The sequence below is a fragment of the Nonomuraea sp. NPDC052116 genome, from assembly GCF_040680035.1.
In the GTDB taxonomy this organism is placed as follows: Bacteria; Actinomycetota; Actinomycetes; order Streptosporangiales; family Streptosporangiaceae; genus Nonomuraea; species Nonomuraea angiospora_A.
The window spans coordinates 35,807-47,496 of sequence record NZ_JBFAWA010000017.1 but is presented as its reverse complement, the minus strand read 5'-3'; the positions used below and the strand labels follow the sequence as shown (position 1 = coordinate 47,496).

At 71.9% G+C, this 11,690-nt stretch carries 9 protein-coding genes; 5 read left to right on the top strand and 4 right to left on the bottom strand.

Annotation, left to right across the window (positions count from 1 at the left end):
• Nucleotides 1-25: 25 nt before the first annotated feature.
• Nucleotides 26-553, top strand: a complete 528-nt coding sequence (locus AB0L65_RS30050) for a flavoprotein (protein ID WP_350724033.1) — start codon at nucleotides 26-28, stop codon at nucleotides 551-553.
• Nucleotides 554-623: 70 nt separating this feature from the next.
• Nucleotides 624-1,568, top strand: a complete 945-nt coding sequence (locus tag AB0L65_RS30045; protein WP_364251754.1) for a serine hydrolase — start codon at nucleotides 624-626, stop codon at nucleotides 1,566-1,568.
• 7 nt (nucleotides 1,569-1,575) lie between these two features.
• On the opposite strand, the gene AB0L65_RS30040 is transcribed toward AB0L65_RS30045, so the two are convergent.
• Nucleotides 1,576-2,529, bottom strand: a complete 954-nt coding sequence (locus tag AB0L65_RS30040) for a zinc-binding dehydrogenase (RefSeq protein ID WP_364251751.1) — start codon at nucleotides 2,527-2,529, stop codon at nucleotides 1,576-1,578.
• An 82-nt stretch (nucleotides 2,530-2,611) separates the two neighbouring features.
• Here AB0L65_RS30040 and AB0L65_RS30035 point away from each other — a divergent pair, with 82 nt between their 5' ends.
• The gene (locus AB0L65_RS30035) at nucleotides 2,612-3,196 is read left to right on the top strand and encodes a TetR/AcrR family transcriptional regulator (RefSeq protein ID WP_364251749.1); all 585 of its coding nucleotides are present in this window, start codon (nucleotides 2,612-2,614) and stop codon (nucleotides 3,194-3,196) included.
• Here the strand turns inward: AB0L65_RS30035 and AB0L65_RS30030 are convergent.
• Entirely contained in the window at nucleotides 3,193-4,062 is an 870-nt protein-coding gene (locus AB0L65_RS30030) for a LysR family transcriptional regulator (RefSeq protein ID WP_364251746.1), read from the bottom strand. The genes AB0L65_RS30035 and AB0L65_RS30030 overlap by 4 nt on opposite strands.
• A gap of 71 nt (nucleotides 4,063-4,133) precedes the next feature.
• Here AB0L65_RS30030 and AB0L65_RS30025 point away from each other — a divergent pair, with 71 nt between their 5' ends.
• Complete coding sequence (locus AB0L65_RS30025; protein WP_364251743.1) at nucleotides 4,134-5,012, top strand: 4-hydroxy-tetrahydrodipicolinate synthase; 879 nt, start codon at nucleotides 4,134-4,136, stop codon at nucleotides 5,010-5,012.
• Here AB0L65_RS30025 and AB0L65_RS30020 read toward each other — a convergent pair.
• The gene (locus AB0L65_RS30020) at nucleotides 4,974-6,119 is read right to left on the bottom strand and encodes an NAD(P)/FAD-dependent oxidoreductase (protein WP_364251740.1); all 1,146 of its coding nucleotides are present in this window, start codon (nucleotides 6,117-6,119) and stop codon (nucleotides 4,974-4,976) included. The genes AB0L65_RS30025 and AB0L65_RS30020 overlap by 39 nt on opposite strands.
• A gap of 101 nt (nucleotides 6,120-6,220) precedes the next feature.
• On the opposite strand from AB0L65_RS30020, the gene AB0L65_RS30015 reads away from it, so the two are divergent.
• Nucleotides 6,221-6,640, top strand: a complete 420-nt coding sequence (locus AB0L65_RS30015) for a MarR family transcriptional regulator (RefSeq protein ID WP_364251737.1) — start codon at nucleotides 6,221-6,223, stop codon at nucleotides 6,638-6,640.
• Between the two features lie 150 nt (nucleotides 6,641-6,790).
• On the opposite strand, the gene AB0L65_RS30010 is transcribed toward AB0L65_RS30015, so the two are convergent.
• Entirely contained in the window at nucleotides 6,791-11,686 is a 4,896-nt protein-coding gene (locus tag AB0L65_RS30010; RefSeq protein WP_364251734.1) for a DNA repair ATPase, read from the bottom strand.
• Nucleotides 11,687-11,690: the final 4 nt, after the last annotated feature.

Sequence of the window (11,690 nt, the reverse complement as noted above, 5' to 3'; positions counted from 1 at the left end):
CGCCGAACCCCCCGGGAGCCGACGCGTGGCCGAACCGCAGGGCGACGAGCTCTACATCATCGTGTGCGCCGCCGGGCCGGCCCCGGACGTCGGCCGGCTGGTCGCCATGGCGCAGGAGCGGGGCTGGGCCGTCCAGGTCGTCGCCACTCCGTCGGCTCTCGACTTCATCGACGTGGCCGCCCTGGAGGCCCAGACCGGCCGGCCCGTCCGCAGCCGCTATCGCAAGCCGCACGAGCCCAAACCCCCTCGACCGGGCGCGATCATCGTCGCGCCGGCCACGTACAACACGGTCAACAAGTTCGCCGGGGGCATCGCCGACACCTATGCCCTGGGCCTGCTGGCCGAGGCGCCCGGGCTCGGCATCCCCGTCGTCGTGCTGCCCTTCGTCAACAGCGCCCTGGCCGCCCGCCGGCCCTTCCTGCGCAGCATCGACGAGCTGCGCGCCGAGGGCGTCCGGGTCGTGTTCGGCCTGCCACGGCAGGTCGCCACGGACGAGCCGGACGCCGGCGCCCACCGCTTCCCCTGGGAACGCGCGCTGTCGGAGCTGTCTTGAGGGCTTGCGCCTGACACTGTGTGAGGCGGTATGCCAGGATGTGCCGACTTTCAGGAGGAACATCGTGGCAATGGCTGAGCGGGTCGACGAGATCCTGAGCACGGGCAAGGCGCCGAACTTCCACGGTCTCGTGGTGATGCGCGGCGGGGAGATCGTGCTGGAGCGTTACGGCGCGGGGCCGGACCACCGGCTGGGCGACTCGCTGGGGCACGTCGAGTTCGACCGGGACACGCTGCACGACCTGCGCTCCGTGTCCAAGAGCATGGTGGCGCTGCTGTACGGCATCGCGCTGGGCGAAGGGCTCGTGCCGGAGCCGGGTGCGCCCTTGGTAGCCCAATTTCCGGAATATCAGGATCTGGTGGCGGATCCGGAGCGCGCTCATCTGACCGTCGAGCACGCGCTGACCATGACCCTCGGCCTCGAATGGGACGAGAGCGCCCCCTACACCAGCCCGGCCAACAGCGAGATCGCGATGGAGCTGGCGCCCGACCGGTACCGGTACCTGCTGGAGCGGCCCGTCGTGGAGGAGGCGGGAAAGCTCTGGCACTACTGCGGCGGAGCCAGCGCCCTGCTCGGCGGCCTGATCGCCCGCGGGGCCGGCAGGCCGCTGGAGGAGTACGCCGCGACCGCGCTCTTCCGCCCGCTCGGGATCGACGCGTTCGAGTGGTCCAAGGGATTCCACGACACGGTGAGCGCCGCGGCCGGCCTGCGGCTGCGGCCGGTCGACCTGGCCGCCGTCGGGCAGCTGGTGCTCGACGGCGGCCGGGGCATCGTGCCCGCCGAGTGGCTCCGGGAGCTGGTGCGCTCGCGGGTGGTGATCGAGGACGGGTTCGAGTACGGCTACCAGTGGTACGTGAACACCAAGGACCGCCACTGGGTCGGCGGCCTCGGGAACGGCGGTCAGCACCTGCTCGTCCTGCCCGAGGAGGAGCTGGTCGTGGCATTGACGGCCGGCGACTACGACCAGAGCGGGGACAGCTCCAAAGCGGTGCTCGAAGCGGTCCTCGCCTCCTGAGGGTTCCTTACGGAATGAGCAGGATCCGGCCGGTGACCGCGCGGCCCTCCAGGAGGCGGTGGGCCTGCGCGGCCTCCTCCAGCGGCAGCGTACGGTCGATGTAGGCGACGCTGCGCCCGGAGGCGAGCCGGTCGAGCATCGCCGGATAGTGCGTCCCGAACACCTCCCCGGCCCAGCCGGGCCCGCTGCACCCGGTGAGCGTCACCCCGCGTTCCATGAGGTCGGCGGCCGTGACGGCGGCGGGCTCCCCGGTCAGCATCCCGTAGAACAGCATCCGGCCGGTGCCTGGGGTGAGGTGGTCGAGCACCCGCCTGGCCGTGGTGCCGCCGATGGACTCGAACACCACGTCCACCTCGGGCAGCTCGTCGGGCCAGTCGGCCGGGCCGTGGTCGAGCACGAGGTCGGCGCCCAGCTCGGCGGTCCGGTCCCGCTTGGCGGCCGAGCCGGCGGTGGCGATCACCCGCCCGGCCCCGAACTCCTTCGCGTGCCGCACCAGGTACGTCCCCACCGAGCTGCTGCCCGCCTCGACCAGCACGGTCTCCCCGCCGGCGAGGCGTGCCTTGTGCAGCAGGGCGAGGGCCAGCGCGCCGGGCGCCCCCGCGGCCAGCGCCTGGTCCGGCGGCACGCCGTCCGGCACCGGGGCCGTCAGAGCGGCCGGGAGCACGGCGTACTCGGCGTACGAGCCGAGGCCGCCGGTGACCCCCACGATCGTGCTCCCGAGCAGCTTCGCGTCCACCCCCTCGCCGACCTCGACCACCTCGCCGACCGCCTCCGCGCCGATCACGGCGGGCAGCGGCAGCGGGAACGGCAGCGTCCCCGCCCGGATCTGCGTCTCGGCGTAGCTGACGCCGACGGCCTGGGTGCGGATGAGGACCTGGCCCTCGCCTGGGCCGGGGCGCGGCAGGTCCGCCACTTCGAGCCGTTCGGGGCCGCCCTTTTCCGACAGGACGATCGCGCGCATGCGTGAACTCCTTTAACTGAACCGATGGTCCAGTTAATATATGGACCACTGGTCAAGTTTGTCCATGGGAAAGAATGACCGGATGGAACGTCGAGAGCGGGCCGACGCCGCGCGCAACAGGCAGGCCATCCTGCGGGCGGCCGAGGAGCTGCTGCAGCGGCACCCGCCCGAGCAGGTCTCGGTCGAGCGGGTGGCGGTCGCTGCCGGCGTGGGCAAGGGGACGGTGTTCCACCGGTTCGGGAGCCGTACGGGGCTCATGCTGGAGCTGATGAGCGAGCGGGCGCGCGAGTTCGAGCAGGCGTTCACCGAGGGGCCGCCGCCGCTGGGGCCGGGCGCGGAGCCGGTCGAGCGGCTGGTCGCCTTCTTCGCGGACGTGGCCGTGCTGGCGGCGCGCAACGGGAACCTCGTCAGCGCCATCGAGCACGCCAGGGTCACCACCAAGGCCCACGGCGAGCAGCGCAGGGAGGAGAACCCGATCTACCGGTCCTGGCACCGGCACGTGTCCCGGCTGATCGCCGAAGGGCGGTCCGACGTGGACGCCGAGCAGATCGCCCACATGCTGCTCGGCACGCTGCACATGGAGCCGATCGCGAGCCAGCTGCGGGCCGGGCAGCACGAACGGCTCGCCGCCGGCTTCGCCGACCTGGTCAGAGGGCTGCTGCGTTAGAGGGGCAGGTGGGGGATCGCCGCGTGGAAGGCGGCGACGGCCGCCCTGATCGCCGGATGCCCGCCGTTCCCCTTCCTGAAGGCCGCGAGCGTGCGGCGGCTCAGCGGCAGGCGGGTGAGCGTCACCCCGGCCGGCGGGTCGATCGCCGCCAGGTGCGGTACGAGCGCGACCCCCTGCCCGGCGGCGACGAAGGCGAGCACGGTGTCGAAGTCGTCGATGTGGTGCCGTACGAGCGGCTCGAACCCCGCCGCCTGGCACGCCCGGATCGCCATGGTGTGGCAGAGGGTGCCCGGTCTGTCGGTGATCCACGCGTCGGCGCGGGCGTCGGCCACGGAGGGCCGGTCGGTCAGGTACATGGGCTCGCTGTACAGCGGCTCCGTCTCGATGGACGCGTCCGTCACGGGCGGCACGAAGTCGTACTCGTGCACGAGCGCCACGTCCAGCTCGCCCGCCCGCAGCGCGGCCGAGACGTCGGCGGGGTCGATCTCGGAGACCATCGGCACCAGCCCGGGATGCGCCCCGGTCAGCTCGACGAGCGCCGGGGGCAGGAGCACGCGGGCCGCCGTCGGGAACGCGCCGATCCGCAGCGGCCCCGAAGGCCCGCCACGTGCGGCGGCGAGCGCCGCCGACGCGCGTTCGAGCTGCTCCAGCACGGCGTGCGCGTGCTCGACCAGCAGGTGCCCGGCGGGCGTCAGCGCCACGGTACGGCCGGTGCGCTCCAGCAGCGGCACGCCCGCCTCCCGCTCCAGCGCGCTGAGCTGCTGGGAGACGGCCGAAGGCGTGAACGTCACCGCCTCCGCGACCGCGGCGATGGTGCCGCGCCGGGCGAGTTCGCGGAGGAGGTGGAGCTTGCGCGGGTCGAGCATAAGCTGAGCTTAATCTCAAACGAAGAAATCCGCGCTGGACCTAACGGGTCCGGGCAGGACAGGCTCGAACCATGCTGAGAGGACTACACGTACCGCTGGTCACCCCGTTCACCTCGTCGGGGGAGGTGGCCGTGGACGCGATCGAGAAGCTCGCGTCGGACTACCTCGACCAGGGCGCCGCCGGGCTGGTCGCGCTGGGCACGACGGGCGAGGTGGCCGCGCTCGACCCCGGCGAGCGGGAGCTGGTGGTCGAGGCGTGCGCGCGGGTGTGCGCGGAGCGGCAGGCGCTGCTGACGGTGGGGGTGACGGGGAACGACACGCGTTCGACGGCCCGGGCCCTGCAGGGCCTGCCCTCGGGGGTCGGCGCCGCGCTGGTGACGGTGCCGTACTTCCTGCGGCCGGGCGAGCGCGGCGTGATCGCGCACTTCGAGGCCCTGGCGGAGGCGACGCCGGTGCCGCTGGTGATCTACCACATCCCGTACCGGACGGGTCAGGCGGTCGGCGCCGCGACCTTCCGGCACCTGGGCGCGCACCCGATGATCGCGGGCATGAAGTACGCGGCGGGCGGGATCGACCAGGACGCGGTGGACCTGCTGGGGGATCTGCCCGAGGGGTTCGAGGTGGTGGGGGGCGACGACGCGTTCATCTCTCCGCTGCTCGCGCTGGGCGCCGTCGGCGGGATCCTCGCCTCGGCACATCTGCAGACCCGCGGCTACGTCGAGCTGGTGGAGGCCTGGAACGCGGGCGACGCGGCCAGGGCGAGGGCGCTCGGACACCGGCTGGCCAGGCTCTCGGCCGCGCTCTTCGCCGAGCCGAACCCCACCGTGATCAAGGGAGTGCTGCACGCCCAGGGCCTGATCCCGACCCCGGACGTGCGGTTGCCGCTGGTCCCGGCCGGGGAGGCGGCAGTCTCACAGGCTCGCCTGGTAGCGGTACATCCAGGCGAGTGACTCCTGGCTCGCGCTCTTCTTCAGGAAGAACGGCAGCATCAGGTCGCGGAAGACCCGGGCGACCGGGCTCGCGGCCTTGCTGTTGCTGATCGTCCGCGAGTACGCCACCACCCGCTCCGCCCTGGGCCGCCGTTCGGCCTCGAAGCGCTCGAACGCCTTCGTGTGGCTCCCGCTGTCGCGCAGGCACCTGGCCAGCACGACCGCGTCCTCGATGGCCAGCGAGGCGCCCTGGCCGGAGCTGGGCGAGGTGGCGTGCGCGGCGTCCCCGATCAGCAGGACCCGGCCGCGGTGCCACACGGGCACGGGTGGCAGGTCGTAGATCGGCGACCCCGGCTCGACGTCGCTGCGCCGGATGAGCTCGGCGGAGAAGTTCGCGTCGTCCTCGAACGCCCTGACCAGCACCGGCTTCCAGTCCTTCGGAACGTCGCCGAGCCGCCTGGGCAGGTTCGCGAACCACCAGGTCTCGCCCGATTCGGGTAGCGCGTAGCCGAAGAACGCGCGCTTGCCGAAGACCATGTTGTAGACGCCCGGCTCGCCGGGGAAGCCGGAGTCCTTGACGATCCCGCCGAAGCTGTAGAGGCCGCTGTAGCGGGCGGCGGGAGCCTGCGGGTCGAGGATCGTGCGGGTGCTCGAGTGCACGCCGTCGCACGCGATCAGCAGGTCGCCCGTCGCCTCCGTGCCGTCCGCGAACCTGGCCGTCACCTGCCTCGCGCTTTCGTCGTACGAGACCAGGCGCTTGCCGTACGTGACCTCGATGCCGCGCCGGGCGGCCTCGTCACGCATGGTCCGGTAGAGGTCGGAGCGCAGGACGGTGTGGCTCACCGTGCCGTCGTCGAGCCGCAGCCCGTTGGCCACCTCGCCCAGCCGCTTGCCCGAGCCGCTCCACATGACCATGCGCGGGGTGGGGATGGCCTGCGACAATACCTTGTGGTGCGCGCCCAGCACGCGGAGCGCGGCCAGGCCGTTGGAGGCGACGTTCAGGAACGAGCCCACGTCCTCCGCACCCTGCCCGTACGCCTCGAAGATCTCGGCGTCCACACCCACCTCGCGCAGGGCCATCGCCGTGACGGGTCCGGCGATGCCGCAGCCTATGATCAGAGCCTTCATAGTGATAACCTTTCGTTCGGTCGAACGAAATATATGCGGAGGCTTTACCTGTGTCCAGAGATATTTCGGAGCGGCGAAAGAATTTGCTGGAGGCCCTCGGCATGGCGGGGCGGGACAACAGCAACGCCGCCGTGATGTACCACACCGCCATGGGCGAGCGGCTGGGGCTCGGCATGACCGAGGAGAAGACGCTCGACCTGCTGCAGCGCATGGGGCCGCTGACGGCGGGGGAGATCGGCCAGCACGCGGGGCTGGCGCCGGCCACCGTCAGCGGGCTGATCGACCGGCTGGAGTCGAAGTGGCTGGTGCGGCGGGTGCGCGACACGCGGGACCGGCGGCGGGTCATCGTGGAGATCAACTACGAGCGGCTGGCCGGGTTCAGCGAGCTGTTCGAGCCGTTCGTGGCGGCGTTGGGGGAGCTGTACGCGCGGTACACGGATGACGAGCTGGAGCTGATCCTCGACTACGTCACCCGCGCCACGGCCCTCCAGCGCGCGGCCACCCGCGACCTGACGACCTAGCCCCGCTGTCCTTGCGCCATCACGCGCGACCTCCGGCGCGGACACCCTGCACACGGCGCACCGGGGTCGGCGGGATGGGGCCCCGGTGTGGCGGCCGGTGGGTGGGATCACGGGCCACCGCACCAGGGCGAGCGAGCCGGGGCCGGTGGCCTAACGGTCGGCTTCGCGGACGGTCGTGTCCACCTCGCCCACGCGGTCGGCTTCGCGGATGGCGGTGCCGACCTCGCTCACGCGGTCGGCCAGCAGGCCGAGGGCGCCGACGGCCCGGGCCATCGGGTCGTCGTCGGCGCCGCCCAGGGCCTTGGCCTTGAGGTAGGCGGTCTTGATCTCCGCCCAGCGTCCGGCCTGGGCCGGGGTGAGGCGGCCGCGCAGTTCGGCCAGCTTGAGCAGGTTGGCCTCGGCGTCCGTGGTCAGGGTCTGGGCCTCTCCCAGGTAGTGGTCGTCGATCACCGCTTCCAGCTCGGCGTCGTTCATGGCGGGGACGATGCGCTCGGCCAGCTTGTTCATGTTGCGGTACGAGCCCTGCAGCCGGTACGGGGGCTCGGTGCGGGCCGCGTCGGACTGGGCGGCCGAGGCGATGTAGGCCTGGTTGTTGGCCAGCACGACCTCCTGGACGCGTACGAGCTTGGCCAGCACGCTGAGGATCTGGTCCAGCTCCGGCTTGCTGTACGGGTGACGGAGCTGGTCGGGCTGGACGGTCGTGTCGCCCCTGGCGAGCCGTACGAGGAGCTCGACGTCCGCGCGGTCGCGGCCGGAGAGCGGCGCGAGCACCGGGTTGGAGGTCAGCGCGTTGTCCACGTAGCTCAGCGCGAACAGGTCGTCCTTGCCCGACAGGACGTCGCCCAGGTTCCAGACGTCGGCGCGGTTGGCCAGCATGTCGGGGATGCGGAAACGCTGCCCGGACTCGGTGTACGGGTTGCCCGCCATGCACACCGCGAACCGCTTGCCGCGCAGGTCGTACGTGCGGGTGCGGCCGTTCCACACGCCCTCGATGCGCCGCTGGGCGTCACAGAGCGAGATGAACTTCTGCAGCAGCTCCGGCGAGGTGTGCTGGATGTCGTCGAGGTAGAGCAGCGTGTTGTTGCCCGTCTCCAGCGCGAACGAGATCTTCTCCACCTCCTGCCTGGCCGTCGCGTCGGGCGCGTCCGCCGGGTCCAGCGAGGTCACCTCGTGGCCCAGGGCCGGGCCGTTCACCTTGACGAACACCAGGCCCAGGCGGCTGGCCACGTACTCCATCAGGGTCGTCTTGCCGTAGCCGGGCGGTGAGATGAGCAGGAGGAGGCCCATCTGGTCGGTACGCTTGCCCGCGCCCGCCGCGCCGAGCTGCTTGGCCAGGTTGTCGCCGATCAGCGGCAGGTACACCTCGTCGAGCAGGCGGTTGCGCACGAAGGCGCTCATGACCTTGGGCTTGTACTCGTCCAGGCGCAGGCGGTGGCGCTCGGCCTCGACCAGCTCGCTCCTGCGCCGCTGGTAGGCCCGGTACGCCGGGACACGCTCCTGGCGGAAGCGGCGGGTCCTGGTGAGGAGCTCGTCCAGCCGGATGTCGAGTTTGCGGTCCTTGATGCGGGGGTGGGCGCCCAGGAGGCCGTCCACGGTCTCCTGGACGGCGGCGCTGGAGTCGTGGCGGGGGACGTCGCACAGCTGCACCGCGATGGCCTCCGCCACCTCGGGACCCTGGTGGTAGGCGGCCATCCAGGCGTGGGCCAGTTGCAGGCGCTCGGGGAGCGGGACGCTCTTGAGCTCGTCCTCGAACTCCCGCAGCTTGGCCGGGCCCAGGGCCTGGCGGAAGCCGTCCAGGAGGTCACGGGCCGCCTTGCCGGTCACGAACCCGAACGGGCCGCCGCCCAGCTCCTCGACGAGATACTCCCCCGCAAGCCCGGCCCCCGTGCCGACGGTGGGGTCCGTCGCTGGGGTGCGGAGGCCGCCGAGGAAGTCCGCGATCAACGTCTCCAGCTCGACCGCCAGCGAGTCCAGGGCAGGGGTGGGGCCGAAGACGGCGCGGGCGCGGACGAGCGACACGGCGCGCGTGGTGAATGTTTTACGTGAAACCTCGTCCAACCCGAAGGCCCAGAACAGCTGCGCCGCCGCCCGCACCTCGGCCGGGTACCGCAGCAACCCCGCCCCCGACCGCAGCCGTACCAGCACGTCCAGGATGGCAGCGGCGTCGTGGTCGTGGACCCCGCGCTCGTACCCCTCGTCATAGCGCGACTCCACCGCCTGCCGCACCGCGTCCTCAAGAGCGGCCCCGGGGGAGAGGGAGTCCAGGAGCGAGGCGGCCAGGTGCTCGCCCCGGTACACCTCAGGCGTCTCCGACACCAGCAGCTGGTCCCAGAAGGGCCGGGTGTCGGCGAAGGAGGCGGGCACCGGCGAGCGGTAGTCGGTCCCGGTGATCGCGAAGTGCATGGACACGCGCTCATGCTCACGGCCGCTTCCGGGCTCGTTTGACCCGCTCCCGTGCGGCACCAGCGTCAGGTCGATGGGCTGGGTGTTGACGGCGAAGCGGTGGCGGCCGAGCCGGAGCGTCTCCCCGCCGTCGGAGAAGAGGTCGAGGCGATCCCGGAGGGCCCGGCCCGCCTCCTGCTGGGCCGACTTGACGCGCCCGTCCAGCTCCTCGGCCCGTACGGCGTCCCCGAGCGAGCGCAGCTCGACGGCGGCCGAGCGGACCTTGGCCACCATCGGGTCGGTGGCGAAGTACGTGTTGACATCGTCCAGGGAGGCGAGGGCGCCGAGGCGGCGGGTGATGCTGCCCAGGATGCGTTCGGCGGAGGCGAAGACGCGGTCGGCGCGCCGGGCGAGGTCGTCGAGCTGGGTCTGCTTGCGGGCCGAGAACGCCTCGTAGACGTCCTCCCGCTTGGCCGACAGCTGCGCCGCGAAGTCGTCGAACTCGCCGAAGCGCGACTCCAGGGTCTCCAGCTGCAGCATCAGCCGCCCGAGCTGTTCGTCGCACTTGGCCGGGGTGTCCGCCATCGCCAGCGCGCCCGTGATGGACTGGCCGAGCAGGGCGAACTCGGCGGCGAACGCGGCCCGCCCCTCCGTCCCGAGCAGCTCGCGCCGGCGCCCGTCCAGGATGGCGCGCGCCCGGTTCACCCCGCCGAGGACCTCGGCGATCCGGCCCAGGATGGAGGTGCGTACGGTCGCGTCGGCGATGTCCAGCGAGCCGACGACCTCCGTCACCACCTCCAGCCCCTCCGCCTGTGCGGCCAGCCGGTCCGCCACGGGGGCGGCCTCCGCGACCGTGCCGATCGCGGCCGCCCCGGCGGCGAGCTCCTCGACGGCCGCGTGGTAGGCGGTGAACGCCTCCGCGCCCTGCAGGAACTCGACTGCCCGCCGGCCGACGGACGCCAGCTCCTCCGTCACGGAGGAGGACAGCGCGTCCAGGCCGGCCAGGTCGATGTAGCGGGTCTCGCGCAACGTCACCAGGCGACCCTGGGCCCGCCGCAGCGTGGCCAGCGTGTCGACCCAGGCGTCCGCGGTGACCGGACTGTCCCCCCGCGCCTCGCGTACCAGGTGGGTGGTCTCCTCGGAGGCGGCGGTGAGCGCCTCCGCGGCCTGGCGGGTGAGCTGCTCGACGTTCTCGTACTCGTCCAGCACCTGCTCGGCCGTGGCCCGCACGTCGGCGAGCGGCCCGCTCAGGCCGTGCTCCTCCAGCCAGTGGTAGGAGTCGAACGTCCGCGTGCAGGCCGCGATCAGCCCCTCGAACGTCCCCGCGGACGCCGCCATCTCCTCGACCATCCGCGACACGGACAGGCAGTCGGAGATGCCGCGCACCAGCTCCGCGTTGCCGATGCGCTCCAGGGGCCCCGTCCCGGCGGGCTGGGCGGCGGCGTACGTGTCGGAGACGTACGGCGTCTGCCAGACCTGCATCGGGTGCACCCGGGTGGGCTCGTCGGAGGTCGCGCGGAAGACCACCATCGTGCCGTCGTCGAACAGCGAGTAGCCGTGACAGACGATGGGGTTGGCGACCTCCTTCCTGATCACGTTGTACGGCAGCAGCAGCGAGCGCCCGTCGCCTCTGGCGTGGAAGACGTACAGGACGTCCTCGCCGTTGGGCGAGCGGACCACCCGCTCGAACTCCAGGTCCGCCACGTCCGTGTCGAACGTCTTGCTGGCCCCGGTCGCCAGGTAGTAGCCGCCGGGGAAGATCAGCCCCTGGTCCTCGGGCAGGCGCTGGCACGCCTGGCCGAGGCCGTCAAGCCTGATGACGGCCTTGGTGCGGGTGTTGAAGACCAGGTGGCGCCGCTCGGTCTCCTTGTACGGCCTGATCCGCATGAGGACGAGCGGCCCGACCCTGGCGTACTCGACGTCGGCGTCCGCCAGGCTCTGCAGCTGTTCGGCGACCGGCTCGGCGTAGATGCCGGCGCCGGTCTCCGTGTTGTTCTCGATCTTGATGGTCAGGTCGCCGCCGACCGTCTCGACGAACACCTCTCCCTCGATCGAGATGTGCGGGTGCCGTCCGAGCACGTGGTCGTCGCGCGTGGTCGGCGTCCACTCGAAGTCGTGGGACGGGGGGAAGGTGTGGTCCCGCTCCCCCCGGTTATCCACATATTTCGGGACTCCGCCGTTGTCGACCGTCCACCGCAGCACCCGCAGGTCCGCCGGCCCCGTCTGGAACACCGCCAGCAGCTTGCCCTCGACCCGCCGCAGCTGCTGCAGCCTGGTCTCCTTGTAGTACCGGTACAGCTCGGCGAAGTCCTTCTTGAACGCCGGATCGTCCAGCGTCTCCAGCTTGTCGGCGTCGAACCTGAACGCGTCACCGTCCCTGGAGAACCGGTGCACCGCGAACACGTCCGCCACCGCCGTCTCCGGCTTCAGCCCGATGAAGACGTTGTAGCCGAAGAGCATCACGTCGCCCAGGGAGACGATGTCCCTGGGGACGCAGTTGTTCTCCGTGCGGATCCGCTCGGTGCCCAGCAGGCGCAGCTCCGCGCCGCCGAACACCTTCAGCCGCGCCCCGTTGAGCGCCTCGACCGCCGCCGTCAGGGTCTTGGCCTGGGCCTGGAGCCTGTTCCTGAGGACCTCGTAGGTCCCCGCCTCCAGTTGGGTCACCTGG